Source organism: Paenibacillus sp. FSL R7-0128, assembly GCF_038002245.1.
Lineage (GTDB): Bacteria > Bacillota > Bacilli > Paenibacillales > Paenibacillaceae > Paenibacillus_AQ > Paenibacillus_AQ silagei.
The window spans coordinates 7,243,152-7,269,611 of sequence record NZ_JBBOCD010000001.1; the positions used below are offsets into that span (position 1 = coordinate 7,243,152).

The 26,460-nt window shown below is 54.1% G+C and carries 20 protein-coding genes; 7 read left to right on the forward strand and 13 right to left on the reverse strand.

The window, feature by feature from the left end; all coding sequences use genetic code 11:
- Positions 1-389 precede the first annotated feature (389 nt).
- The 3 genes from NST26_RS31015 to cidR all read right to left on the reverse strand — a co-directional run bounded on the left by NST26_RS31015 (position 390) and on the right by cidR (position 3,257).
- On the reverse strand, positions 390-1,796 hold the full coding sequence (locus NST26_RS31015) for a hypothetical protein (protein ID WP_036728250.1): 1,407 nt from the start codon (positions 1,794-1,796) through the stop codon (positions 390-392).
- 144 nt (positions 1,797-1,940) lie between these two features.
- Positions 1,941-2,225, reverse strand: coding sequence for an aspartyl-phosphate phosphatase Spo0E family protein (locus tag NST26_RS31020; RefSeq protein WP_036728248.1), 285 nt, complete (start codon positions 2,223-2,225; stop codon positions 1,941-1,943).
- 114 nt (positions 2,226-2,339) lie between these two features.
- Entirely contained in the window at positions 2,340-3,257 is a 918-nt protein-coding gene (gene cidR, locus NST26_RS31025) for a cidABC operon transcriptional activator CidR (RefSeq protein WP_209868560.1), read from the reverse strand.
- Positions 3,258-3,369: 112 nt separating this feature from the next.
- Here cidR and NST26_RS31030 point away from each other — a divergent pair, with 112 nt between their 5' ends.
- Complete coding sequence (locus NST26_RS31030) at positions 3,370-3,741, forward strand: CidA/LrgA family protein (protein ID WP_036728241.1); 372 nt, start codon at positions 3,370-3,372, stop codon at positions 3,739-3,741.
- Entirely contained in the window at positions 3,741-4,421 is a 681-nt protein-coding gene (locus NST26_RS31035) for a CidB/LrgB family autolysis modulator (protein WP_036728354.1), read from the forward strand. Before NST26_RS31030 ends, NST26_RS31035 begins: the two co-directional genes overlap by 1 nt.
- Before the next feature lie 27 nt (positions 4,422-4,448).
- On the opposite strand, the gene NST26_RS31040 is transcribed toward NST26_RS31035, so the two are convergent.
- Both NST26_RS31040 and NST26_RS31045 read right to left on the reverse strand, forming a co-directional pair.
- Positions 4,449-5,417, reverse strand: a complete 969-nt coding sequence (locus NST26_RS31040; RefSeq protein ID WP_076159248.1) for a Gfo/Idh/MocA family protein — start codon at positions 5,415-5,417, stop codon at positions 4,449-4,451.
- 53 nt (positions 5,418-5,470) lie between these two features.
- Positions 5,471-7,786, reverse strand: coding sequence for an ATP-dependent DNA helicase (locus tag NST26_RS31045; protein ID WP_340980612.1), 2,316 nt, complete (start codon positions 7,784-7,786; stop codon positions 5,471-5,473).
- Positions 7,787-8,066: 280 nt separating this feature from the next.
- Here NST26_RS31045 and NST26_RS31050 point away from each other — a divergent pair, with 280 nt between their 5' ends.
- Positions 8,067-9,929 (forward strand): LTA synthase family protein, encoded by a 1,863-nt coding sequence (locus NST26_RS31050; protein WP_445323353.1) that lies wholly within the window; start codon positions 8,067-8,069, stop codon positions 9,927-9,929.
- A 71-nt stretch (positions 9,930-10,000) separates the two neighbouring features.
- Here NST26_RS31050 and NST26_RS31055 read toward each other — a convergent pair whose 3' ends face one another.
- Positions 10,001-10,432: a MarR family winged helix-turn-helix transcriptional regulator gene (locus NST26_RS31055; RefSeq protein WP_051478265.1), complete on the reverse strand. Its 432-nt coding sequence runs from the start codon at positions 10,430-10,432 to the stop codon at positions 10,001-10,003.
- Between the two features lie 251 nt (positions 10,433-10,683).
- On the opposite strand from NST26_RS31055, the gene NST26_RS31060 reads away from it, so the two are divergent.
- The gene (locus NST26_RS31060) at positions 10,684-12,378 is read left to right on the forward strand and encodes a methyl-accepting chemotaxis protein (protein WP_036728235.1); all 1,695 of its coding nucleotides are present in this window, start codon (positions 10,684-10,686) and stop codon (positions 12,376-12,378) included.
- Positions 12,379-12,898: 520 nt separating this feature from the next.
- Here the strand turns inward: NST26_RS31060 and NST26_RS31065 are convergent.
- The 3 genes from NST26_RS31065 to NST26_RS31075 all read right to left on the reverse strand — a co-directional run bounded on the left by NST26_RS31065 (position 12,899) and on the right by NST26_RS31075 (position 17,591).
- A complete protein-coding gene (locus NST26_RS31065; RefSeq protein ID WP_340980614.1) occupies positions 12,899-14,908 on the reverse strand; it encodes a putative bifunctional diguanylate cyclase/phosphodiesterase in 2,010 nt (669 codons plus the stop codon).
- Between the two features lie 225 nt (positions 14,909-15,133).
- A complete protein-coding gene (locus tag NST26_RS31070; RefSeq protein ID WP_340980615.1) occupies positions 15,134-16,798 on the reverse strand; it encodes a hypothetical protein in 1,665 nt (554 codons plus the stop codon).
- Positions 16,791-17,591, reverse strand: a complete 801-nt coding sequence (locus tag NST26_RS31075) for an ABC transporter ATP-binding protein (RefSeq protein ID WP_340957460.1) — start codon at positions 17,589-17,591, stop codon at positions 16,791-16,793. Before NST26_RS31075 ends, NST26_RS31070 begins: the two co-directional genes overlap by 8 nt.
- A 234-nt stretch (positions 17,592-17,825) precedes the next feature.
- On the opposite strand from NST26_RS31075, the gene NST26_RS31080 reads away from it, so the two are divergent.
- Entirely contained in the window at positions 17,826-19,196 is a 1,371-nt protein-coding gene (locus NST26_RS31080; protein ID WP_200869579.1) for a dicarboxylate/amino acid:cation symporter, read from the forward strand.
- Between the two features lie 100 nt (positions 19,197-19,296).
- On the opposite strand, the gene NST26_RS31085 is transcribed toward NST26_RS31080, so the two are convergent.
- From NST26_RS31085 to NST26_RS31100, 4 genes are read right to left on the reverse strand one after another with little or no spacing between them, the layout of a single operon-like run.
- Positions 19,297-20,292 (reverse strand): Gfo/Idh/MocA family protein, encoded by a 996-nt coding sequence (locus tag NST26_RS31085; protein ID WP_340957457.1) that lies wholly within the window; start codon positions 20,290-20,292, stop codon positions 19,297-19,299.
- 14 nt (positions 20,293-20,306) lie between these two features.
- On the reverse strand, positions 20,307-21,260 hold the full coding sequence (locus NST26_RS31090) for a 1,4-dihydroxy-2-naphthoate polyprenyltransferase (protein ID WP_036728342.1): 954 nt from the start codon (positions 21,258-21,260) through the stop codon (positions 20,307-20,309).
- 32 nt (positions 21,261-21,292) lie between these two features.
- The gene (locus NST26_RS31095) at positions 21,293-22,066 is read right to left on the reverse strand and encodes a DUF6081 family protein (RefSeq protein WP_235191976.1); all 774 of its coding nucleotides are present in this window, start codon (positions 22,064-22,066) and stop codon (positions 21,293-21,295) included.
- Positions 22,067-22,115: 49 nt separating this feature from the next.
- Entirely contained in the window at positions 22,116-23,036 is a 921-nt protein-coding gene (locus tag NST26_RS31100) for a prenyltransferase (protein ID WP_327196473.1), read from the reverse strand.
- Between the two features lie 171 nt (positions 23,037-23,207).
- Here NST26_RS31100 and NST26_RS31105 point away from each other — a divergent pair, with 171 nt between their 5' ends.
- Together NST26_RS31105 and NST26_RS31110 are read left to right on the forward strand one after the other, a co-directional pair.
- Complete coding sequence (locus NST26_RS31105) at positions 23,208-25,544, forward strand: bifunctional diguanylate cyclase/phosphodiesterase (RefSeq protein WP_340957454.1); 2,337 nt, start codon at positions 23,208-23,210, stop codon at positions 25,542-25,544.
- Positions 25,545-25,666: 122 nt separating this feature from the next.
- Positions 25,667-26,290 (forward strand): acetate uptake transporter, encoded by a 624-nt coding sequence (locus NST26_RS31110; protein WP_036692138.1) that lies wholly within the window; start codon positions 25,667-25,669, stop codon positions 26,288-26,290.
- The last annotated feature ends 170 nt before the right edge of the window (positions 26,291-26,460 follow it).

The window sequence follows — 26,460 nt, forward strand, 5'->3', positions numbered from 1 at the left end:
GCCCCTCCACTGAGTGATGCCAATGCCCTTTGCGCAGCTTCCGAAGTGCAGAGAAAAGCTTGTGTCCGACTGAGTTTTCACCTTCGCGATTTATCCCAATGCTTCCACCCCATTTTAGTTAGGTCTACAAATAATTAAACCATGTATTAATTAGGCTACCTAATTATATTTTCGTGCCTGCAATTTGTCAATTCCTGATTACGCCCTTACTATGTAATATATTTCACATTATCACGCACAAACGCTCCCGCGACACAGAGGGCCGGGGAGTCTCTTCAAGCTATACAATTAACTGCTCTAATCTGCTCTAAAATTCCACTCCGTGTTCAACAGCGGTAAACCCTCTGGTCTTGGACTTCTGATCTGTTCCTATACCCGCAAGAATGAAGCTAAACAATACCAAAACGCTGACCGTCGTCAACAGTGATCTCTTCATGTGCTCTCACCTCCCTGATCAGCTCCCGGTACGCATTCTGCTGGGTATCCGAGGCATAGTCTCTGTTCAGTTCAAATAAGGTTACACAATTAATAAAGTCCTTGCCGCTGTTCAGCCTGATGGTCAGACGCAGACAATGAATGATATAGTCTATTCCCTTGGCATATTGCTTGCGGGAGATATGGTAGATCGCAATCTGATAATAGAGACGGTACACCCGGTCTACATTGATCGTATCCTGGAATTGTTCAAAGCGCAGCATCTCCCGGGAAAAGCGCGACATCACCGCATCAGCGGAGAACCCGAAGCGGTTGGCCGACTCCATAATGATCACCATGCCGGACAGAATCTCGCCGGGATGCTCGGACAAGAAAGCGATATAGGACGGCAATACAGAGATGTTGCCCATCAGAATCTCCAGCGTGAACCCGTTGGCCGTGGCAAACAGCTTGAAGCTGTCCACACTGCTGCGCCCCTCATCATCCAGCATCTCGAACCATCCCAGGTCCGCATAGCCGGCGGTATATTTCTTGGCCTGCTGATATTCTCCCTGCTTGGTAAGCGCCGATGCCTTCATCAGATAACCGTGCCCGTAATAGACCACCAGCGGACGTTCTGCCTGAAAGGCCTCTGCCCTCTTCCCCTTGCTGCGGCGCAGCTCCTCGCGGTAGATTCCGCTTGCTAATGCCCTCAGCTCATCAGCGAATTTCTCCACATCCTTCCAGCGGTGCAGCGCGAAGCATACCTTCGCCAGCTTCAGCAGCCCGTCCAGCTGCATCTCCTCGGGAAGCAGCCCACGATACGGCTCGAAGCTGATTACGGCGCGCAGCTTCTGCTCCATATCCACATCCGGAGTGGATTGCAAAGACATGAAGATACGGTACTGGCTAATCGCCATACGCTCGGAATAGCTATCTTGTTCATGGTCTACAATCAGCTTGTAGAACACGATGGACTCCTGTACTTTGCCGCTGCAGAATAGCCTCTCTGCCACCCTGTAGATGATATCCAGCGGCCGCTGATATTCCATAATCCGCCTTAAGACCTCTTCAATGCATTGCTGCTTGCCCATCTCGGCACATTTAACCAGGAAGGGCTCGATACGGCGGCGTGAGATCCGCTCTTCACTGAAGCACTCATCCACATACAGCGGATACAGCCAGCCTTCCGGGAAGCCGAAGGCCCGGATCATGGCATCGAGCTGTCCCAGCGAGATGGGCTTCGGCGGATTGCCGTGAAGAATGGCGCTGAGACTGCCGCGGTTCAGGCCGGAGACTTTGGCAAATGAGGCAAGATTATGGCCCGAGCGGGACAGACTCTTCTCGATTTCCGTACGTAATGTAGTCAGCTTCGCCTCCACCCGGCACCTCCCTATCCATCATTCAGGTTATCCTTCTATTAATTGCCATTATAGGACAACACTATGAAAAGCACAACAAAATGGCCCCACATTTAGTAGGACCATAATTAACAAACACCGTCAGATGCTCGGATGTATTATAGATTATTGCTGCAGAGCCGCCTGATTCCTGATCCGCTGGCTCTTCTTATTCTTGCCGTAAGGCGCGGCTCCATTCTTGCGGCTGCGCAGGCTCTCCATCATCAGGTTCTGGGCCATCACAATATATCCGTCCAGCCGCTGGCTAAGCTCCAGCACTGCATGGTCGCTCAGACTCCGTTCCCGGGCCACCTCCAGCAGCTCGCTTCTTAAATTCTCTATAGTAAGGAACAGCTCATCTTCTCTGTAATCCCGGCCGCTAACATCAGGAGAATTCTGGTAAAGGTTCACGGTTACTCACCTTCTCTCTATCAACTTCTCCCCTATCATAAATCATGATGCCAAAAAACAAAATTTGCAAAAAAAGAAAAAAATGTCGGCGGAAGTATAAATAAGCTCTGTTATTTATATATCCTCCGGAGGCTCCGGCCGCGAATACCGCTCTCCTAGTACATTCATCGCAAAAGCAATCCACTCCCTGGCGGCAAAGGACAAATAGCGGTCCTTGCGCCAGATCATGCCCAGCTGCCAGGGAATCACCGGCTCGGTCAGGGAAATCACCGCAATCCGCGAACGGTCGATATCCCGGCAGATGGTCTCCGGCAGCAGCGCAATGCCCATTCCGGCGGCGACCATCCGGCTGATCAAATCCCACTGGGAGCTTTCATAGACCACCTTGGGCTGAAAGCCAGCTTTGACACATTCCGAGATAATCCGGTCATGGAGGGCGAAGTCCTCCCGGAACAGGACGAACTCCTCCTCGGCCAGCTCTCTCAGCGGCACCTGCTGCGCTCCGTCCAGACGGTGGCCTGCGGGAACCAGCAATTCCAGCTTCTCCTCCACAAAGGTAAAGCAGTGGAATCTGGCCGGGTCCACCGGCAGTACAATCGCCCCGATATCGAGCAGGCCGGACTCTACGTCATCCTCCACTTTCTTCGCTCCGTCCTCATGCAGCCGGATCGTCACCTCGGGATACTTGCGGTGGAATTCCCCGATGACCGCCGGGAAGAAGCTGGCTCCAACCATGGGCGGAAGTCCGATACGGATATGCCCCTGCTTCAGATTGCGCAGGCTGTCCAGCTCGGAGGAGAGGCTGGCAAAGGACTCTACAATGTTCTGCGCCTTGACGAGCAGCAGCTCTCCCGCATCCGTCAGACGGATGCTCCGGCCCTCGCGGTAGAACAGGTCGGCCCCCAGCTCCGTCTCCAGATTGCGGACCATCTTACTGATGGTCGGCTGGGTGATATACAGCGATTCTGCGGCTCTGGAGAAGCTGTTCAGCCTGGCGGCCTGCACGAAATACTCCAGCTGTCTGATATCCATTAGGTAACCTCCATGCATAGACAATTAGAATGCGAGCTATTCAATCCATTCATTGTACCTATGAAAGAATTAGATGTAAAATTTCAGTAAGAGATGAAAGGAGGTAATCATGATGAAAAAGATTGCCTTAGGCTTACTGCAGGTGGCCGGACTAACCGTGTTCTCCCTGCTCGTTAACGGATTAACCTCACTACTGCATATTCCGCTTCCCGGAAGCATTATCGGGATGATTCTATTATTCCTGCTGCTCGAATCCGGCGTGATCCGTCTGAACTGGGTGGAGGCAGGAGCTTCATGGCTGCTGGCTGAGCTGCTGCTGTTCTTCATTCCCTCGGCTATCGGGGTCATGAACTACTCGAAGCTGCTGGAATCCTTCGGCCTGCAGGTACTGGCTGTTGTGCTCGTGGGCACCTTTGCTGTCATGGCCAGCTCAGGTCTGTTGACAGGGATGATCTATAAAGTAAAGGAGCGTAGAAGCTCATGATGACCGGACTATTATTCCTTGGACTTACCATCACAGTATATCTTATAACCAAACGGATTTATGCGGCCAGCGGCAAAATGTACGCCTCTCCGCTGATCATCACCCCGCTGGTAATCATCGGCTTCCTGCTGATCACAGGCAGCTCCTATGAATCCTACAATGCAGGCGGCAAATGGCTGTCAGACCTGCTGCAGCCGGCGACAATCGCCTTTGCGATTCCGCTGCACAAGAACTTCAAGCTACTCAAAAAGCACGCCGCCGAAATTGCGGCAGGCGTGCTGTCAGGAACGGTAACGGCTGTACTGTCTTCCATGCTGCTGGCCAAATTAATGCACCTGAGCGGAGATCTCGCCACCAGCCTGGTCCCCCGTTCGGTAACTACGCCGATTGCCATGAGCATCTCGCAGAGCATCGGCGGAGTTCCCAGCATCACCGCAGTCTTCGTCATTCTCACGGGTGTGCTTGGAACGATGATGGGGCCCTCGGTGCTGCGCCTCTTCCACATTGAGAATGAAGTGGCGCGCGGAGTGTCGCTGGGCACCGCAGCGCATGGCACCGGCACCTCCAAGGCCTTCGAGCTTAGCTCGCTGACCGGCACCATCTCCAGTATCTCAATGATTCTGGCGGCGCTGTTCTCCATTGGGCTGGCACCCGCACTGATCGCAGTGTTCATTCATTAAGCAGCTCCCTGCCCCTAAGACAGAGTCCTACAGCTTCACAGGCAATCCGCTCTGGGCGGATTCATACGCGGCACAGGTTACCTTCAGCGTCTTGTACCCGTCCTCATAATCGCTGAGAATACGGGAGCGGTCTCCAGTGCGGACAGCGTACAGGAATGCCTCGCTCTCTACAGCGTAAGGGTTGCCCGTATTCTTGTATTCCTTGCTGTCCCCGCTGCGGACTTCGAGCAGACGCTCCGGGTTCCAGTCAAGCATGCCGTTGTCATTATAGAAGCTGATTCCAGCCTTGTTCACCTCTCCTGGCAGCACACAGGTATTGGAGATGCTGGCGATAATGCCGCTGGCAAGCTTCAGCGACACGGTGCCTACATCGGCTACGGTCACCCCTTCATGCTTCTCATGCATAATCCGGTTGCCGAACATGCCGTAGACCTCTGTCACCTCACCGGCCAGATAACGCAGCAGGTCAACGATATGCGTCGTCTGCTCCGTGAATTGCCCGCCGGACTGCTCCTGATTGCGCCACCACGCCACGCCGGGCATTCCGCCCATCCATTCTCCGGTAATCATCCCTACCTTGTCTCCGGCAAGCGTCTGCTTCAGCCGCTGGATATTCTCCTGATAGCGGAAATGATAGCCTACCGAGGTCAGCAGCTGATGCTGCTTGATATCCTCCAGCAGACTGGCCGGAATGGCCGTACTTGAGCCTAGCGGCTTCTCGATGAAAAAGGGGATATCCCTGCGGATCAGTGCCCGCTCAATCGCCCCGTGCGACTGTGGCGGCACACAGATGTAGACGGCATCCAGCTTGTGGCTGTCCAGCATCTCGGTAATCTCCCCGTAGCCTTCGGCCCCGTAAGGGCGGGCCATCTCTTCTCCCTTAAGCTTGCTGCTGCCGCAGACCGCCTTCAGCGACACATCCTCCATGCCCGCCAGCAAATCCGCATGTACCTTGGAGAACCAGCCTGTTCCAACAAGTCCGATATTAAGTGTCATGTCATTACCTCCTGAGTTGTCTGGTGAATGCCTTTTCAGTAGATTATACCCGCTTAGGTCAACACAGAGTAGTCCCGCCACTCCTCTGGAAGCAGCTGCCGGTAGGAAGGCTGCATGAAGCGGTCGTCTGCGAGCACAATGACCCCGCTGTCGCTCTCACTGCGGATCAGCCGTCCTCCAGCCTGCTGAACCTTGCACATGCCAGGGTAGATATAAGCATAATCGAAGCCGTTCTTGCCCTGTGACTGGAAATAGCTCCGGAGCAGATTGCGCTCCAGACCCACCTGCGGGAGTCCGACCCCCACCACCATTACCCCGTTCAACCGGTCGCCGGGCAGATCCACCCCTTCGGAGAAAATACCGCCCAGCACGGCAAAGCCAAGCAGCGGCTCCGGGTTATCCGGGCGGAAGGCCGCCAGGAAGCCCTCCCGCTCCGGCTCGCTCATCCCGCTGCCCTGCAGCAGCGTAGAGACTTCAGGGTACTTCTCAGTGAACACCTCATAGACATTCCTCAAGTACAGATAAGAGGGAAAGAAGACCAGGTAGTTGCCCTTCTTCGAGACCATGCCTCTAAGAGCATTACTAAGCGGCTGCAAGGAAGCCTCCCGGTCATGAAACCGGGTGGATACCGGCAGGACAGACACCTGCCACTGCTCTTTGTGAAAAGGTGAGGCCAGGCTCAGACTGTAGTCCTCCTCGCCTGCACCGATCATGTCCCTGTAGTACGAGAGCGGCGAGAGGGTCGCAGAGAACAGAATCTGGCTGCGAAAGCTCTTGCCCATTTGCTGCAGCAAATGCGACGGATCGAGATTGAACAGCTTCAGATACACATCTCCGCTGCGCACCTCGGCATAGGTAATGTAGCGTTCATCGTAGGTTTTGAAGGTGCGAAGCATCCCCTGTACTGCGTAATAGGTATCCAGCAGGCTATCCACCCCGTCCTCCTCCGTCTGCACAGAACTTACCGGGGAAGAGGAATTCAGCAGCTCCAGCTCCGCTTCGGCTGCGAAGTTCTCCAGCAGCTCCGGCAGCTCCTCCGGATAGGCCGCCCACTCTCCCACACCCTTATCACCGCAGATCTTACGCAGCGCAATGAAGAAAGCGTTCACCGCTTTGGCGGCAGTGCCGAGCCGGGGATTCGCCGTTTTGTAGGTCCGGCTGAGCGCCAGGAAGGGTGCCTTGGTAAGCGAAGCAGAATACATCTCCCGGCCCCGGTCCACCAGATTATGCGCTTCATCCACCAGCAGCACGGTGTTCTTCTTGCGCTCCTCGGACATACGCTTCAGACTGATGCGCGGGTCGTAGATATAATTGTAATCGCAGATAACAACATCGCAGGCATAGGCGGCATCCAGCGAGAACTCAAACGGGCAGACCTGATGCTTATGGGCATAGCCGGCGATCGTCTCCCGGGTCATCAGCGTCTCATGCTCCAGCATATCAATCAGCGCGCCGTTAATCCTGTCATAATAGCCCTCCGCATACGCGCAGGAATCCGTGCCGCAGATGCCTTCCTCCCGGAAGCAGGCCTTCTCCTTCGCCGTCAGCGCAATGACATGCAGATGCAGCCCCCGGCGGTTCAGCATCGAGGCTGCCTCCTGCGCCGCGATCCGTGTAACGGTCTTGGCGGTCAGATAGAAGATACCAGCCACCTTGCCTTCGCCCAGCGCTTTGACCGCCGGGAACAGAGTGGACATGGTTTTGCCGATGCCTGTCGGTGCCTGGGCGAAGAGGTTCGCCCCCTCAGCAATGGAGGTGTAGACTGCAGCTGCGAAATGGCGCTGGCCGGGCCGGTAAGCCGAGAACGGAAAAGACAGGTTCGTGATGCTCTCCCCTCTCTTCGTCTTGTAACGGACCATCATCTCGGCATACGGTGCATATCTGCTTACTGTCTCTAGCGCAAAGGCCGTCAGCGCTTCACGGGACATCTCCCGGTAGAGACTGTACTGTGCCTCGCTTCCCCGCTGCACATAGGTGAGCTTCACCTGAATGCAGGGAAGCTCAAGATCCGTTGCCAGCATGTAAGCGTACATATAAGCCTGGGCCCAGTGTACCTCCTTCCCTTCAAGCGCAGGGTCCGGGATTCCGGCCATGGACTTGATCTCCTCCACTGTCAGGCTCCCATCCTCTGCCGTAAGCAGTCCATCGCAGCGCCCGTCAATCTGGAACAGCAGCTCTCCGTAAGCAATTCCGGTCTTCAAATAGACCTCCTTGCGGTCCCCTTCCTTGTATTGCTTCTGGATCAACTGATGGCTGCGCGTCCCCTCCGCCATGGAGGCTCCGCTGCGGAAGCCCGGCTCCAGACTGCCGCTGCTGTAGGCAAATTCCACAAGCGCCCTCACGGACAGTGTGATTTCTGTATGCTCCATCCGTCCCCACCTCCAATAATTTCCGCCAGCTTCCGCTGCGTAAGGCTCATATTCTTCGTTTAACGCCGATATCCCCCCGCCTGAGGGAGTGGCCTGCGCCGGGTTCGTTCTAGCCGTAGTTTACGCGCGCTCCAGGGAGTATACGGCCGCTTCTGATTTTTGACATTCCTTCCCTGGCACTGCATAATAAGTTCTATTGATAATGGTATTCTTATGTCCTCATGCTGCTGTTTCCTATCACCCGGGAAACCTGTTCATTCTTCAGAAAGAAGGCGAAGCTGTGTCATCCCAAACTGTGAAACGCTGGCTCCTTAAGCCATTTGTGTTCTTTTCCATTCTTTTTCTGTTCAAAAGCCTGCTGGCCTGGGGTGTAATCTTTGATGATTTGCAATTCTGGAAATCCGTATTGACGGAGCTGCCCTTTGTCTGGGCCCTGTTCTTCCTGATTGAGCGCTTTGCTTCCAGACGGAAGCTCGGCTATTACATGACGGTCAATCTGCTGGTTACCGCGATCTTTTTTGCCGCCATTATGTACTTCAAATATTACGGGGTCATTGTCACTTACCATGCCGCCGAGCAGGTGAACCAGGTCACTGCCGTCAAGAACAGCGTGTTCTCATTGATGGACCCTTATTATCTGTTGATCTTCACCGATATTATCGTGCTGGGCTTCTACTTCTTCATTAACAAGAACGGACGCAATTATAAAAAAGACCAGATCAACCGGCGCAGCGGCCGGACGCTGCATGTCGTACTGTTCGCGGTCTCGCTCGGACTCTGCCTGTTCAATATTCTTCCGAATAAGGCGAGCATGAATGAGATCAAGAAGGCCCAGGAAATGGGCATCCTTAATTATGAAGCATACACGATCTTTGCCAAAGATAAAACCGAGCTGGTCCAGGCCAGTGAAATCACACAGAGCACAATTAACCAGCTCAAGGGCATCGACCCTTCAGCAGTCTCGGCATATGCCGGTGCCGCCAAGGGCAAGAATCTGATTATCATCCAGCTGGAGTCCTTCCAGAGCTTCCTGATGGGTCTCAAGATAGACGGCCAGGAGGTTACCCCTAACCTGAACCGCCTGATGGAGGAGAGCCTGTACTTCACGAACTTCTATCAGATGGTCGGCCAGGGCAACACCTCCGATGCGGAATTCGTGGTCAATTCGTCCTTCTATATTCCTCCGCAGGGTGCGGCCACCATGTCTTATATCGACAAGCAGCTGCCGAGTCTCCCCCGTCTGCTGGGAGACAACGGCTATCAGACGGCCACGTTCCACACCAATGTAGTGGAATTCTGGAACCGGGGCGAGCTATACAAGGCCCTCGGCTGGCAGAAGTATTACGATCACCAGTTCTTCGGTGATGAGGATGCCTTCTTCTTCGGCGCTTCCGATGAGGTGCTCTACCGTAAATCCTCGGAGAAGCTGAAGGAAATGAGCGATGCGGGCCAGCCGTTCTATGCCCAGGTCATCTCCATGTCGGCGCATCACCCATTCACTATTCCTGAAGAAAAGCACAAGATGAAGCTTCCTGAGCGGTATGAAGGAACCTTTGTCGGCGATTATGTCCGGTCGCAGAACTATGCGGACTATGCCTTCGGACAGTTTGTAGATGAACTGAAGGCGAATGGATTATGGGAGAACAGTCTGGTTATGGTCTACGGCGACCATATGGGACTGCCGATCTATTCGCTGGATCATGACGACAAGCAGCTAATGAAGGAAATCTACGGATATGATTACAGCTACGCCAATATGCTCAACATTCCGCTGCTTATCCATGGCGAAGGAATTGCTCCGCAGAAGCTTGCACAGGTAGGCGGAGAAATCGATATTATGCCTACAGCTGCCAGCCTGCTGGGGGTATCCATGGATAACAACATTTATTTCGGCCAGGATCTGCTCAGCCAGTCCTACAATCTGCTGCCGCAGCGGTATTACCTGCCTACAGGCTCCTTCATTTCCAGCTCTGCCCTGCTGATTCCGGGCAACAGCTTCGAGGATAATACCCAATATCCGCTGGCGACCGGAGGTACTGCTCCGGCCGGCAACGAGGATGAATACAACCGCGCTCTGCGGCTGCGCCAGCTGTCTGACAGCTACGTCACGCAGCTGCCGGACAAAGAACCTGCCGCAGAATAGCCGGACTAGACAAGACAAGAGGCAGCGCCTCTCCGTAACGGGAGAAGCGCTGCCTCTTTGTAATGCTTATGTTAACGCTCCTGATTCTCCAGCATGAGATAATAATCCGCGAAGTTCTCCAGCTCTGCCGGCTCCAGAATGGCCAGATGCTCTTCCAGCAGCAGCAGTGACCGGCGCTGTGCTTCTTCCAGCACCTCTTGTCCCTTGCCGGTGATCGTGACGATTACCGCTCTGCGGTCATTCTCGTCCGTCACGCGGGCGATCAGCTCCAGCAGCTCCAGCCGGTCCAGCATGACGGTGACTGCACTGGACTTCACCTCCATCTTGTCCGCCAGCTGAATCACCCGTGCCTGCTGCTCCTGAAAGATCATATGCAGCAGCCCGAATTGCGGCACAGTCAAGCCCAATTCCTTATGAAATGACATCTGCGACATGATTCTGCGCTGAACCTTCCACATGGATAATCCCACACGTTCGATCAAAGGATTGACTTCTTGTGACATCCCTTCAGCTCCCAGTCCGTTTGTTCTGCTTCAAGCGTACCATTATACGGGTCCGACATACAGTATTTTTTGAAACTAAAATAGGATTAAGCGCCTACTTTTCAATGATTTTTTATACATAATCCATCATTTTCCGACACAAAAATTCTTTTTTCTGACGTCTGCTCAAACCGCAGCGTATGCGCTATAATCGTAGCAGTGAACCCCATAATTCACTTAATCTTTTAGAGTCAGGGCTGGTGATATTTGTTATGAAATTGGCAACAAAATTAACATGGATGATGCTGATTGTATTGCTACTGGTTGGTTCATCCATAGGCTTCTTCGGTTATCATGCGGCTTACAAGCAGATCGATGAAGCTGCAGGCATTGAATTGGTAGGCTGCGCGAATATAACAACCGGTCTTATCGATCCTGCCGACATAACCGCTCTGGCTGCCGGCGATACCAGCAAGCTGACTGCGATCGAAGACCGCATCGGATGGATCAGTGATCACAAGCCTATTTTCAAAGAAGCCTTCATTCTATCACTGGACGGCAAGGTGCTGGCCGCTGACAAGAACTTCAAACAACGCGGCTACAAAGCTGGAGACCCCTTCTACTTCGCAGATGAAGATAAAGAAATGATTACCACGATGAAGCACTCCGCCTACTCGAAGGTGTATACATATCAGGGCACCTCCCTCAAAACCGGCTACGGCCCCATCTATCAGGACCATGACCCTACCAAACCCATCATTGCATTAATGGCGATTAACTTCGACGGCCCCTTAATTCAATCCCGGACCATGGATATCATCACCCAGCCCTTCCTGATCGGCAGCTCCATTCTGATTATTGCGATTCTCGCCGCTTATCTGCTGATCCGCCGGATGGTCAGCCCTCTCACCAAGCTGTCCGCATCCGTGAACACGGTAGCCCAAGGCGATCTGACCCGGGAACCGCTGCTCTTCACAGCCAAGGACGAGATCGGCGAGCTTGCCCGCGACTTCAATGCGATGACCCTGAATCTGCGTGACTTGATCACACAGGTTAACGATACGTCCATGCTGGTTGCCTCTTCTTCCCAGGAGCTGTCCGCCAGCGCCCAGGAGACCAACCGGGCCGGAGAACACAGCGTTAATGTCACTCTGGATCTGGCCGACGGGGCACACACCCAGCTGCAGAATTTGGAAGGCAGCTTCAAGGCCGTGCAGGATATGTCGCATTTCATTACTGAAATTGCAGGCAATGCCGACAGCGCAATGAACCAGGCAGCCATCAACTCCCAGAAGGCCCGGACAGGCCGAGAATCTATGGACTCGACCACCTCCCAGATGGCCATTGTAGGTGCGAGCATCTCGGATCTCTCCGGCATTATTGAGACGCTGGGCAGCCATTCCAAAGAGATTGAGAATATTGTCGGCACTATTGCCAGTATTGCCGAGGAGACGAACCTGTTATCCCTCAATGCGGCAATTGAAGCCGCACGGGCCGGAGAAGAGGGCCGCGGCTTCGCTGTTGTGGCAGGCTCAGTACGCAAGCTGGCCGAGCGATCTGCCGGATCTGCCCGCCAGATCGGTGAGCTGGTTAGTCTGATTGTCCAGCAGATGGACAAGGCCGGAGAGACGATGAGGCACTCTACGGAAGAAATGCATCACGGCAAAGAAATGATTATAGCGGCCGGCCATTCCTTCTCCGAGATTGAGTCGTCCGTCTCCGATATGTCTGCACATAGCCAGCAGATCTCAGCCACCGTGCGTGAACTGGCCCTGCTCTCTGACGGACTTGTCGCTTCGATCCAGAAGATCGTAGCGGTCTCCAATCAGACGGCCGAGGGCGCCGAGACCTTGTCCGCCTCGTCTCAAGAGCAGCTTGCCGCCATGCAGGAGGTCGAATCCTCCGCCGCATTCCTCTCCTCCCTGGCAGAGAAGCTGCAGGTATTGGTCGAGAATTTCAAAATCTAGACCGAAGTCTCATACATTTTTCAGAATAAAATCACCCCGCGGGTGAAGGATGCTGCTGCCTTCTCTCACCCGCCGCTTGTATTGTTGCACATTTTGCAGGATTCCTTTATAAAGGTTACTGGATACGGGTACAATGTTGCATTATTTGCACAAATTCCGGGGCAGAGGGCAAGTTAATGCTGACTTTGTTGCATTTCGTGCAGGATTTCGGCATAGACCGCTTCTGTGGGGCAGTATTGTTGCACTTCTTGCAAGATTTCTCTATAAATGTTACTGGCTTTAGAGCATGGGGCCCTTCTCTCGGCATATCAGCACCCATTGTATTCGGTTTAATACGAAAATAAAAGTCGGGATGCGACTGATGCACCCGACTTATTTTCATTCCTGGGGGTGACAAGGCCTCTGTCTTGTCATGCCTGTTTTTCGCATACATTTCCTAAGTAGCTAAAAAGGCTGCCCTGATGTGGAACACCCCTCCACATCCAGGACAGCCTTTTGCGTGCAACAGCAACCAGGAGCATTATGCCGTATTCTCAATGAACCATTGGCCTAATTCGTTAACCGGCATCGGACGGCCGTAGTAGTAGCCCTGCATCACGCTGCAGCCCAATGATTGCAGCAGTTCAATCTGCTCCGTAGTCTCCACGCCCTCAGCCACAACCTCCATGTTCAGATTGCTGGCAATGGCAATGATGTTGCTGATGATCGCTTTCTTGGAATGCATCTTGCTCTTGCGGATGAAGACCTGATCAATCTTCAGGGTATTCACTGGAATCTCATCCAGATTGCCAAGCGAAGAGAAACCGGTTCCGAAATCATCCAGGGACACCCGCACACCGAGATCCCGCAGCTTGGAGAGCTGGGCAACCGTCTCTTCCATATTGTTCATCGCAATCGACTCGGTAATCTCCAGTTCAAGGAAATGAGGCGCAAGGCCCGAACGCGACAACGCCTCTTCCACTACCTCATACAGGCTTCCGCCTTCAAACATCCGCGCCGACATATTAATCGAGACCGCTACACTGGCAACCTTCGCCTGATGCCAGAGCATATTCTGTCCGCACACCTCATGCAGCATCCAGTATGTAATAGGGACAATCAGGCCGGTCTCCTCGGCGATCGGAATGAACTCTCCCGGAGAGATGACGCCATGCTCCGGATGTCTCCAGCGCAGCAGCGCTTCAAGCCCCACGGTGACATTCAGCAGCGAATCCCATTTGGGCTGGTAGACCACCATGAATTCCGAGCGGGCCAGCGCCTTGCGCAGATCCTTCTCCAGTGACATCCGCCGGACCTGATGACGGTTCATCTCCAGATCGAACACACTGAATTTGTTCTTACCTGAATCCTTGGAGGTATAGAGCGCCGTATCGGCCGCCTTCATTAGCGCCGAACGGTCGGTGCCGTGCGCCGGAGTCATGCTGATTCCCACACTCGCAGTTACGTACAATTCGTTACCTTCAATGCTGTAAGACTTCTTGAGCTCCTGAAGGATATGCTGTGCTACTTCCTCCGCCGCCACGGCGGTGCAATCCGGCAGCGCAATCAGGAATTCATCCCCGCCAAGCCGGAACACCTTCCCCTTCCCGCCCACGCAGCAGGTCAGCCTGGCAGACACTTCACACAGCAGCAAGTCTCCAATATCATGGCCCAGCGTATCATTAATCGATTTGAAGCGGTCCAGGTCAACAAAAAACACGGCGCCGGAGATCCCGCCGAAGAAATCATCCTTGAAGTAGCGCTCCAGACCATGCCGGTTCGGTAGCTCGGTGAGCGGGTCATGATAGGCCATGCGCTCCAATACATCCCTGTCCAGAAAAACAGTCCCGCCGGAGACTGCCAGCACGAACAGGGTAACCAGTGAAATCCCTGTCAGCAGAACCACATCGGTCTCCATCAGCATCGGGGCGGGCGCCTGCCAGCTGTAACTATGCAGGTCGCTTGCTCTCAGACTCGTATAATGCATACCGGTAACCGCCAGGGCGATGAATAGAGCCGAATACAGCTTCCAGCGGTTGAAGCCTGTATGATCCTTGAATCTGCGGAGCATTAGAACTCCGATGTAAGAAGCAGCAAGGGCAATCAGTACCGATACAGCCTGATCCATTGCCCTGTAATGAATCTTGGCCTCCATCTCCATCGAGGACATTCCGGCATAATGCATGAACGAGATGCCGCTGCCGAGTATGCCGCCGCCCGCAAGAAGTCGCCAGCTTCTCTGGCGGGGAGCCGTAACCAGTTGAAGGGTTGCATAGCAGGAGGACATAATAATAAGCAGGGACACGGCAGCCATCACCGGATGGTAGCTGACCTTGAACGGCAGGCGGCTGGCCATAATGCCGACAAAATGCATGGCCCAGATCCCGCCGCCAAGGACACAGGCACCTGAGAGCAGCCAGAGACGTCTGACCCGGCCCGCGGAATGGGAAACCTGTGAAATCAGATTAAGCGCGGAGTACGCTGCTGCGGCAGCTAGCGTATAGGATAGTAAAACGATCCAGATATTATAGTGGATTCCCATTTGATCCATAGTTGACCTCTTCACTGGTTATAGTATCAGCGTCGTTTCAGGGTCTATCTTAAGTTATAAATCAATATACGGATAGCGGATAAATGGAAGAGTATATAATGATTGCAGGTATTCTCTGAAAACTAACTTTAGCTGTATTTTACCTTGTAATCACCGGGCTGTCTAAGTAAATAATGGAACTTGGACCCTTTTTTGAACGCCGGCAAAAATTGTCCATATTTGTCCTCAGCCGCCTGCGCGAAGGGTTGGAAATCCGTTGTCCCGGGAGGTGTCCGGCAGGAAGGCCCTGCGCCAGACCCAGGCATTTGCAGCTACCAGAATTACCATGTAGATGTATATTCCTGCAGGAATCAGGGTGAAGACATAGTGCACTCCGGCCAGCCCCCCAAGAATGAACAATTGTACAAAAGCACTGCCGGTGAATTCCTTCCGCTGCGCCGCCTCGTACTTCTCCGAGAACGGGAGTGCCTTCGGGAACGTAAGGAAGCAAATCACGGCATACAGCAGCAGAGCCAGCAGGACGACTGCCATATCTGCAATAATCCAGGAGCCCAAGAGAGCGGTGAACACTGCCGCCTCCAGCAGAAAGAGCGGCACCAGCAGCTTCACGACCGCTGCCTTCAGCATTCCCCGGTAGACCAGCCCCTTGCCCGGCAAAGGAATCACCTGATAGATCCATGCCCCCTTATAGCTGGCCGAGTAACGGACCATCTGCACGACTGTCATCAGCAGCAGCGCGCTGTAATAGATAAACAGGAAGGACTTGGAGCTTCTGATCCCGGCCAGATCGCCGCTCCACACCTGATTGAAGATGAAGATAAAGGGAAAGATCAGCGAGAAGCCGATGGTCGGATATACCCGGAGCTTGAACTCGCGTTCATTCTTCATCATCGACCAGGTGAAGCGGAAGAACATGGCCTCCGCTTTGTTCCGGCACACGGTCTCCGACAGCACACGGGCAAGCCGCCCGCTATCCCGGCCCTCTGCGCCATGCTCAGCCAGCTTCTGAAGGCTGCGTTCAAATACCGGCATCAGCCGGATGTAGGCGGCGAACATCACGGCAGGCACCACCACAGAGAGCACTGTCAGAATAATCACGGACCGGCTTCCTGTTCCGCCGCCCAGCAGCTCGAACGGCGCCCCGAACCAGACCGGAGCCAGCAGAAAATGCCACCAGGCGGGAGTGAAATCCAGCCCCAGCTCCGATAGATTGAACATCCGGCTAACCAGCTGCGCGCCGACAGTTACCCCCACAGACAGGACAATCTGAACGTAGTTGATGATGTCCTTGAGCTTTTCCCCGTCAAAGAACCTCAGGATCAGCAGATAGATTAGCGCAGTGAACACCAGAATGAAGCCGTCCATCAGCAGAATCTCAGCCGCGTACACGAAGAAGAAGCCCGGCCCGTGCCGGAATAAAGAGAATAACAGCGAAGGTCCGGTGAAAGTCAGCGTTAAGGTCAGCAGATAGATCAGAATATGTAAGCTCTTGGCCATGTTCAGTGTACGGCGGTCCACCGGCTTGGAGAAGAGGATGTTCTTATCCCGCAAATCCAGCATCACCGTCGAGAAGTCGGAGATCAGCGTCGTGGTGATCAGGAACATCACTATACTGAACAGCAGACTCATCATCAGCATATGATGATCTCTGGGCGCGACCATAGCGATCAGCATCAGCCCCAGCAGCAGATAGAGCCACTGGACTCTGAAGGACGAGCCCTCCATCTCCAGCTTGGAATTCTGCGACCCGGAGAACAGGGTAGGTGTCCGTCTGCCATCCATCGTCAGCTTGACCTGAAGAATGCGGCGCATGAGCGCATAATCGGCTCCCAGGCCCTTAAAGATCCACTGTATCCGGTCAAGCAGCTTCAGAATCAGGAATTCATTCATGCCCCGCACCCTCGCCTATCACAGCCACGAACTCGCTTGCAATATCCCTGTATTGATCGAACCCGGTCAGCTGATTGAAAATCTCCTCCAGCGACCCCTCCCGGCTCTGCTCCCGCAGCTGCGTGAAGGTTCCGTCCGCGACAATATCGCCTCCGTCCAGCAGGATGATCCGGCTGCTGATTCTCTCGACCACATCCATAATATGCGAGGAATAAAAGATGGTCTTGCCCCTGGCGGCAAGCGTGGCGAAGATCTCCTTGACCACCATGACACTATTGGCATCCAGCCCGCTGAGCGGCTCATCCAGGAACAGAATATCCGGGTCATGCAGCATGCTGGCAATCAGCAGCACCTTCTGCTTCATCCCCTTGGAGTAGGAGGCAATCCGCATATCATAGGCCTTCTCCATTCCCAGCAGCCCCATCAGCTTCCGCGCCTTGTCATCGGCATCCGCCTGCTTCAGTCCATACAGCTCACCGGTGAAGGTCAGATACTCCCGCGCTGTCAGGCTGTCATACAGCTCTGCTACCTCAGGCACGTAACCGATTCTTTTTTTGTAAGCCGTATCCCCGTCCGAGATATCCCTGCCAAAAATCCGTATGGTCCCGTTATAACCCTCCACCAGACCGAGCATAATCTTGACTGTCGTGCTTTTACCGGCCCCATTGGGTCCGATATATCCGATAATCTGCCCGCGGTATACCTTCAGATCAATCCCCCGCAGCACCATCCGGTCACTATAATTCATCCACAAGCCCTCAATTGAAATCACCGGCTCTTCAGCTAAGCCCATTGACGTCTCTCCCCCTTCGGTAAGCACACTCTTCCTTCAAGCAACAGAAAGTACCATTAACCCTATTCTAGCAAATTTTAGCACTTGATTCCTGTGATTTATCGCAGCCGGAATTCTGCATCAACCCGGAAACGAAAATTAACATATTTATACATTGACATTCATAAAATTACCATATACATTTAAACCCATAATTCCGACCAAAAAACTATTATTAGGAGGTTTTAGAGCAGCATGAATAATATCGACAACAATCTATTAACCGCCATTGAGACGAATTGGCATGGCTTTGTGGTCTCTATTATCGTATTCGGTATCCTTTATTTCCTGGCCCGCAAGAGAATCGGCTTCGGCACCCGTGTTCTGGCAGGGCTGGGCATCGGACTGATCGCAGGAATATTTTTTCAATATTTCACGTTGGAGACTAAGGCCATCAGCACCTTCGGCAGCATCTATGTCAGTCTGATCCGTATGCTTGTTGTGCCTCTGGTGTTCATTCTGGTATTGAACAGCATCTCTTCCTTAACTAACCTGGAATACCTGCGCAAAATCGGAATCAAAACCTTCGCCTGGTTCCTCGGCACCACCGGAATCGCCTCCATCATCGGCCTATCCGTGGCTCTGCTGTTTAACCCGGGCAAAGGCATCCAGCAGACCGTTCCCGAGGACTTCACCGCCCGTGAAATTCCCACCTTCTCACAGGTGATCCTGGACCTTGTCCCTTCCAACCCGGTGAATGAAGCCGCTACCGGCAAGGTTGTGCCTCTGCTGATTTTTGCCATCTTCCTGGCAGTGGCCATTATTAAGGTCGGCTCCAAAAAGCCGGAGGCTGTGAAGCCTGTCCGCGATCTTATTGAATCCTTGACGACAGTGCTGCACCAGGTTGTAAAATTCGTCATCCGCCTGACGCCTTACGGCGTATTCGCATTGATTGCCGGAATTACGGCACGCTACGGCTGGGATACCCTCCAGGAGCTGGGCAGTGTCATCCTAACCTCTTATGCCGCACTGATCCTGCACTTTGTCCTGATCTTCGGCGGGCTGGTGCTGCTCGTTGCCAAGGTGAACCCTATCCGCTTCTTCCGCAAAATCTATCCGATGCTGACCGTTGCCTTCACTACCAGAAGCAGCTACGCCACCTTGCCGATCAATCTGGAGGTCATCACGAAACGGCTGCATGTCTCACCGCGCATTGCCAGCTTCGTGGCTCCGCTCGGCGCATCCGTCAACTTCAATGGCTGCGGCGGCGTATGGCCGGCCATTGTGGCTGTGTTCACCGCCCAGGTCTACGGGATTCAGCTTACCGGAACTGACTATATCACGCTGGTATTGGTTAGCATCATCTCCTCTATTGGGGTAGCGGGAGTGCCTGGACCGGCTGTAATCTCTACCACCGTTGTATTGACAGCACTAGGCTTGCCGCTTGAGGGTATAGCCATCGTTGCCGGGGTGGAAGCCCTTATCGATATGGGCCGCACCGCAGTTAATGCTACCGGGACTACCGTAACAGCCCTGCTGGTGGCGAATTCAGAGGGCGAATTCGACCGCGAAGCCTTCAACCGTGGGGATAAAGAGGATGATGAGCTCCTCCTGAACCCAATCTAAGCAAGCTCCCTCTATAAAAGCATAAGGACGCCAAAAAGCAGCGATTCCTCCATAACCGGAAGAATCGCTGCTTGGCGTTATTAACAGATAGAACAAATGATTACGTCAAGCTGATCCGCTCACGCCTCCGGGCTGATGTAAGACAGCTCTCGATCAGCCTCATATTCTGCACCGGGTCCTCTTCCGCAATCCAGGGCTTGCCGCTGAAGACTGCTGTAGCGAAATGGTCGGCCTGCTGGACGTAAGGATTGGCTCCGACGGCTTCGACACGCCGGGGCTCTCCGCCGCCGTATATGAAGAACTCCGCATCATCGAATCTCGCATTGAACGGCATCGGAATCTCGATCCGTCCCTGCGTACCGAGCACCTCCAGGAGCTGGCGGTTGTACGCCCACATCCCGCAGTCGAAGATCAGGCTCTTCCCGCCGGGAAACTCCACCAGCCCGGAGGCCATCATATCTACATCATCATGCTCCGGCGAGAACAGCGCGTGCACGGTTACCGCCTCCGGCTCTGTACCGAACAGCAGCCGCGCGGCCGTGAGCGGGTAGCAGCCGACATCATAGAGCGATCCGCCTCCCCAGGCAGCGTTGAAGCGGATGTTGGAGGTATCCGTAGCATCGTTGTAGGTGAACGTGCCGCGGATGGTACGTACCGCGCCGATCGCGCCGCTGGCGATAATCACCTGCAGCTCATTGATGCGCGGATGATGCCGGTACATGTAAGCCTCCGCCAGGTGAACGCCCGCCTTCCGGCAGGCCTCTACCATCTCGGCCGCTTCACGGCTGTTGAGCGCAATCGGCTTCTCGCATAGGATATGCTTACCCGCTTCAGCCGCGCGGATCACCCATTCACAGTGGAGATGATTGGGAAGCGGAATGTAGACGGCATCCACCTCCGGGTCGGCAAGCAGCTCTTCATAGCTGCCGTAAGCCTGCTCAATGCCGAATTCGGCGGCTACGCTGCTGCTCTTCGTGAGTCCGCGGCTGGCCACCGCCCGGATCACTCCGGTCTCGGACTCCTGGATCGCCGGCATTACCGAGCCTGTGGCGATCTGCGCACAGCCCATAATTCCCCAGCGAAGCTTCTCTGCCATAGTTATCACCTTCCTTATCTTAGTGTGACCCATATAACAGCTATACCCAGCACAAGGATTCTTGCCGCACTCATCAGCACGAAATTCTTCACCGCCAGAATGAAGGTCGTGCCTTTATGCTGCTCCTGATAGAAGCGTGCAATATTGCGGCGCAGCGGAATCAGGGTCAGCAGGAGCAGCAGGACCAGGACCGGATGGACCCCGAGCAGCACCAGCACAATCAGATCGGCAAAAGACACATAATAGAGCAGCTTCCACAGCAGCAGCGCATTCTCCCGTCCGATGTACACCGGCAGCGTGTATCTGCGGTTCTCGATATCATCCTCGATATCGCAGATATTGTTCGCCAGCATAATTCCCGCAATGCCCAGAATGGCCGGGACGGAGAACCAGAACAGATACAGCACCTCAAGGAAATTGATATGCAGGCTGATCCATTCGCCCTTCAGCAGCAGAGTGACCACCGCCTGATCCGAATGAATATAGGCCGAGATGAAAATAATGACGAACCCCATGAACAGCCCGGAGAACAGCTCGCCGAGCGGCATCCGCGAGATGGGGATCGGTCCGAAGGAGTACAGGATGCCGATCAGGAAGGAGAGTCCCCCGAGCAAGAATACCAGCAGTCTGGTCTGGAATACCAGAGCAATGCCCCCGCCTGCCGCCAGCACAAGGAGAATGACGATCAGCGCCACCACCGTAGACTCCTTCAGCTTGAAGCGGACAATCGGATTATGGGTCTCATACCCGTAGCCATGGGTTTTGGCGGCCTTTTTGAAATCATAGTAGTTGTTGATCGCTGTTGTCGCCATATCAAAGCTTAAGAGGGATACCAGCATCAACACGAAGCGCAGGATATAGAAGTCCTCGAACCGGTACAGGGCATACAGCGTTCCCAGCAGCAGCGGGAGCATACTGGCCACCTTCGTCGGCAGCTCGACAAACTTGAAGAAAGTTCTTAGATTCACGGCCATTCATCCTTATCAGTCATATGAGCACGTTATTGTGCAGTGGTTGTAATAGTAACCGGCGACCATTCAGCGATAACCGTCTGTCCGTGCGCCGACACGCTGCCTTCCGGGGTCAGGTCCTTCTCCGTCATAATGCCCAGCGCGATGGTGAAGCTGTTGAATTTCACGGGCACATTCCGCTCGCGCCGCACCTCATTGCCATTCACATAGAAGACAGCCTCATTGTTGCCCCGGTGGTAGGTGATGGTGTACGTATTGAATTCGCGCGGCTTGAAGTCCGTATCCTCCTTGAAAATACAGAAGTATTTGGTCCCTCCCGTCTCGGGTACGGTTACCCCGGGGAACGGAAGGATGCCGTACACACTGGCGTATTTGTCGTTGCCGGCGAAGAAATCAAGCGCAGCGCCTGTGGTGAAGTCCAGCAGATTCAGCGACACATAGCCGTCATACAGATCCCCTGGTGCAGTGCCCTGTGTGCGGGCGCGGATCTGGAGCTCGAAGCGGATTTCGCCTTCCTCCGGAATCTTTACCGGCTGGGCCGAATAGTACATATGCTTGGCATTATCCAGAATCTGCACCTGATCATGTCGGCGGCTCAGCTGAGCCCGCACATACAGATACTCATTACGCACAATTACCACTGCTTCCGGCTCACGATACGCCCAGAACGAGCCGTCCGGCAGCTTGAAGCCGCCCGTCTGCCAGACCTTCCCTTCCTCCAGAATGGTATGGAAATCCCCAATTACCGTTTGCTTGCCCTGTGTTGCAGGCATACCTTCGTTCGCTGGCAGATGCTTGTCCATGAATTCTCCCGCTTTCTTTAGTGTAGTAGCCTATCTATTTCTTATATTGTTAAAATAGACCTTGGATCAGCAGCGCCGCTGTCATGACCCCTCCGCAGCGTACCGATGCGCGCTGTGAGGCACCCATAAGAGGCAGATAAGCTTCAGAAGGATTCTCCGGCCGGAGGCTGCGGTAGATCCGTATCGGGGCAATGGCTGTAAGCAGAGCGAGCAGCGCGTATACCGGCAAGATATGAAGCAGCACACATACAATCAGCGAAGCATAGGAGATGTAGAGCAGTACCTGCGAGAAAATCAGCGCTCTGCGCTCCCCCCATACCACGACCAGTGTGCGTTTGCCGGCCTGCCGGTCGGCTCTCCAGTGCAGAAAGTGATGATTGAACAGCAGCAGGGTTGTGAGCAGGCCACTCGGCAACGATAACAGCACCGGCTTAAGGCTGAATGCTCCGGTCTGTACGAAGTAAGCGCCAAGCACCGGCATGAGTCCAAAAGCCAGGAAGATGGCAAGCTCGCTGTAGCCCTTGCCCCGGTAGCCGAACCGCAGCGGCGGCGCCACATAGAAATAGGCGATCAGCGCCCCTCCGGCCACGAACCACAGAATTTCCCAGCCGCTGTACAGGCTGAGCAGCAGGCCGCAGCCAGCCGCAACGGCCAGCAGCCCCCAGGTCAGCAGGGCAAACAGCGACTCACGCATGACGCCCCCGGACAGAAACCCGGAGTTCGTAGAGATGGCTCCAGGTGTATGCTGCGCCTCTGTATCCGTGCCGTTGCGGAAATCCCAGAGGTCATTCACCATATTGGAGAATAAATGGGCCGCAGCCGCTCCGATGAACGTTATTACAAATAAAAACGGATGGAACACTCCCTGCCATACATAGGCCCCGGCTGTTCCCAGGACAACCGGTATGAGCATAACGGGGATCACTCCAAACCGTGAGGCTTTCTTAAATAAGGTCCACTTCTCCAGCATGCCAAGAAAAATCTCCTTTTATTATTATTTGATAATTATTATCATTAAATTATTATACATCAAAATTCGACACTTCGGGCAGATTTACGCTGCAAAATATTCCCTAATCGTGGTACACTATTACCGATGGTACTTATTTCCTATTAAATCTTAAATAATGAAGGGGATCAGATGAAACTCCGCAAAAAAATAATCATCTTCATTAGTTTTGTCGCTATCCTCGGCATTGGCTCCACCTATCTGATGCTTCATGTGTTTCTGCTGAACCGCTTCGAGAAGCTGGACGAGGCAGAGCTGAAGCGCAACCTGAGCAAGGCCACCGCAGCTTATCATCAAGAGCTGGACAACCTGAGAACGGGACTCCTTGATGTTGCCGTCCGGGATGAAACCTACCGCTTCATAGAGAACGTAGTGGCTACCGGCTCTGCGGACTCCGGCAGTACGGCTGCTTATCCAATGAATCATTTCGATATGATTGCCCTGCTTGATCTGGATGGACAACCACTGTACGGCGGCTCCTACGACCTTCCGGCAGGAATATTCACCCCGCTAACTGAGGAGCAACTGACGTTAATTAAGCTGATCCGAAGCCGTCTGCCTGTGCCGGGATCTCCCGGCAAGAGCCGGAGCGGCTTCGTTAATCTGGATAAAGGGACTATGCTAATTACCCTTACGCCTATTCTTAACAGCAGCAAGAACAAGCCGGTCATCGGAACGGCCATTGCCGGACGGATGCTGCACCAGGATGGAATCGCACAGATCTGGGAGGATACCCTGTCCACAATGGAGATGTCGCGTCTCACTACCCCGCTGCTTGCGGACAGCGGAGGGGAACGCGTCTGGACCAGCCCCGCCCGGGGCGGGCAGATGTCCATCCATACCATACTGGACGACCTGTTCGAAGATCCCGGGATGGTCCTCACCCTGAAGGAGCCGCGGCAGTTCTACAACAGCGGGCTCAAGTCGCTCTCCACCTTCCGTATGTTCTATTTCATCTCCATTCTGCTAATGCTGGGTGCCAGCCTCCTCTTCGTGAACCGGTTCATTCTGAGAAGGATGTCCACTCTGGTACGCAACATCCGAATGATCGGCAGCAGCAAGGATCTCTCCATCCGGATTCCCAGCTCAGGCAAGGATGAATTCAGTGAAGTGGAGGTTGAATTCAATCGGATGATTGATTCGCTGGAGCAGACCCAGGATGAGCTGCGGCAGCAATCGATGCTGGACCCGCTGACCCGTCTGCCCAACCGCTCGCTGTTTTTTGACAAATTGAATGAAGCGATTGCCGCCGTTAAGGGAAGTGACCGGCAGATCGTGCTGGTCTTCATTGATCTGGATCATTTCAAGACGGTGAACGATACCCTCGGCCATGACTTCGGAGATGCCATCCTGAAGGAGACCGCCTTCCGCATCACACAGGTTGTCGGCAAGCATGACGTTGTCTCCCGGCTCGGCGGAGATGAATTCACCATTCTGCTCTATGATGTGCCTGATGAAGGCAGCATTGCCCGGCAGCTCTCACGGATTCAGGAAGCCCTCTCCATGCCGCATCGGATCAAGGGGCATCTTCTATATAATACCGCCAGCATCGGCATCAGTATTTATCCGCAGAACGGGGAAGACGCCGATTATCTGGTCAAGCAGGCAGATCTGGCCATGTTCCATGTCAAGGAGACCGGCCGTAATAACATTTTCCAGTATTCAGAGGATCTGGAAGCAGGCATCCGGCGCAAAAAGGTACTAGCCCAGCAGCTCCTCTCCGCTGCCGCCGGGAACGAGTTCGAGCTGCACTACCAGCCGATTCTCAACACGGGACAACTGCAGGTATCCAAGGTGGAGGCCCTGCTGCGCTGGCACAGCCCAGCCTATGGCCCCGTCTCCCCGGCCGAATTCATCCCGCTGGCAGAGAGCAGCGGCTCCATTGTTGGCATCGGCAGCTGGGTGCTGCGCCAGGTCTGCTCTGATATGCGCGATTTCCGCAGCCGGGGCCTTGAGCTCACCGCCGCAGTGAATATCTCCGCGCTGCAGCTCATGCAGCCGGGCCTGCTGGAGCTGCTCTTAGAGCTGCTCGATGAATATGAGCTGCCCGCTTCCAGCCTGGAGCTGGAGATCACAGAGAGCGTGCTCGTCTCCGGGGACGGCATCTTCCTGTCGCTGCAGCAGCTTCGGGCCCACGGGTTCCGGATCTCGCTGGATGATTTCGGCACCGGCTTCTCCTCCCTCAGCTATCTGCGCCGCTTCCCGGTGGATGTGATCAAGATTGACCGCTCCTTCATCTCCGAGATGTCACGGGAGGCCCAGGGCGATGTGCTCGTCAAGGCGATTATCGAGCTGAGCCATAATCTGGGGCTGCGCGTAGTCTCGGAAGGCATTGAGCATAGAGAGCAATTCGATATGCTGCGGGAGCTGGGCAGCGACGAGCTTCAGGGCTACTATATCAGCAGGCCGCTTCAGGCCCAGGCACTGTATTCTTTTCTGGAGCAGGGTAATTATTACACCGGCCGTTAAGAGACTTCTTTTATAGGCAAGCTACTGGCGATATGATATGATAGGCAGGCTGATAACAGCACCCGACTTAGGGTGCTGTTATCCTATGCGAACACTTATGAAAATTGGAGGCTTTCATTGTTATGTCAGCGCAACCGCACACCGCACAGTCCGTCAAAATCGTTACCGCCGACCCCAGCGCCATCGGCTTATTCGGACTAGCCATCGTTACCCTGGTCGCTTCTTCACAAAAGCTCGAAATTACAACAGGTCTCAGCTACTGTATTCCATGGGCCATCTTCCTTGGAGCCTTCGCCCAGCTATTCGCATCCATCCAGGATGCCAAGCACAACAATACCTTCGGCATGACTGCCTTTGGCGCCTATGCGTTCTTCTGGTTCGGCATGGGGGCAAGCTGGCTGATCAAGCTCGGTGTATTCGGTGCAGTGCTGGCAGAGGGCGTGGACCCCAAGCAGCTGGGATTTGTTTTTGCAGGATATCTTGTGTTCACCCTCTTCATGACGCTCGGTGCTGTTGAGGCAAACCGTGTACTGCTGATTATCTTCATCCTGATCGACTTTCTGTTCCTCGGACTCTCGATGGATGCCTTCGGCGTCGCTGCGGAATTCTTCCACAAGCTGGCTGCCGTATCGGAAATGGCTATCGGTATCGTATCGCTCTACGGCTGCGGCGCATCTGTGCTCAACGCCCACTTCGGACGTACCTTCCTGCCGATTGGTGCCCCGCTAGGCATCTTCAAAAAATAGCACCGGCCTTCCAGCCGGGCAGGGCCATGCCCTTCTCTCCAAAGACTCGGATAAATGCTTACTGCCCTTTTATGCAGATGGTGTTTATCCGTTTTTGGATTCAGGCGGGTTTTGTTAGGAATTCCCTTGCGCAAACACGATAATAATGACATGCTATAGAGACCCAAACG

Bases quoted from the DNA above. Each gene is read 5' to 3' on its own strand.
- cidR (WP_209868560.1), bottom strand. From the start codon at position 3,257: ATGGATATCAGACAGCTGGAGTATTTCGTGCAGGCCGCCAGGCTGAAC.
- NST26_RS31030 (WP_036728241.1), top strand. From the start codon at position 3,370: ATGAAAAAGATTGCCTTAGGCTTACTGCAGGTGGCCGGACTAACCGTG.
- NST26_RS31035 (WP_036728354.1), top strand. From the start codon at position 3,741: ATGACCGGACTATTATTCCTTGGACTTACCATCACAGTATATCTTATA.
- NST26_RS31040 (WP_076159248.1), bottom strand. From the start codon at position 5,417: ATGACACTTAATATCGGACTTGTTGGAACAGGCTGGTTCTCCAAGGTA.
- NST26_RS31045 (WP_340980612.1), bottom strand. From the start codon at position 7,786: ATGGAGCATACAGAAATCACACTGTCCGTGAGGGCGCTTGTGGAATTT.
- NST26_RS31055 (WP_051478265.1), bottom strand. From the start codon at position 10,432: ATGTCACAAGAAGTCAATCCTTTGATCGAACGTGTGGGATTATCCATG.
- NST26_RS31060 (WP_036728235.1), top strand. From the start codon at position 10,684: ATGAAATTGGCAACAAAATTAACATGGATGATGCTGATTGTATTGCTA.
- NST26_RS31065 (WP_340980614.1), bottom strand. From the start codon at position 14,908: ATGGATCAAATGGGAATCCACTATAATATCTGGATCGTTTTACTATCC.
- NST26_RS31070 (WP_340980615.1), bottom strand. From the start codon at position 16,798: ATGAATGAATTCCTGATTCTGAAGCTGCTTGACCGGATACAGTGGATC.
- NST26_RS31075 (WP_340957460.1), bottom strand. From the start codon at position 17,591: ATGGGCTTAGCTGAAGAGCCGGTGATTTCAATTGAGGGCTTGTGGATG.
- NST26_RS31080 (WP_200869579.1), top strand. From the start codon at position 17,826: ATGAATAATATCGACAACAATCTATTAACCGCCATTGAGACGAATTGG.
- NST26_RS31085 (WP_340957457.1), bottom strand. From the start codon at position 20,292: ATGGCAGAGAAGCTTCGCTGGGGAATTATGGGCTGTGCGCAGATCGCC.
- NST26_RS31095 (WP_235191976.1), bottom strand. From the start codon at position 22,066: ATGGACAAGCATCTGCCAGCGAACGAAGGTATGCCTGCAACACAGGGC.
- NST26_RS31100 (WP_327196473.1), bottom strand. From the start codon at position 23,036: ATGCTGGAGAAGTGGACCTTATTTAAGAAAGCCTCACGGTTTGGAGTG.
- NST26_RS31105 (WP_340957454.1), top strand. From the start codon at position 23,208: ATGAAACTCCGCAAAAAAATAATCATCTTCATTAGTTTTGTCGCTATC.
- NST26_RS31110 (WP_036692138.1), top strand. From the start codon at position 25,667: ATGTCAGCGCAACCGCACACCGCACAGTCCGTCAAAATCGTTACCGCC.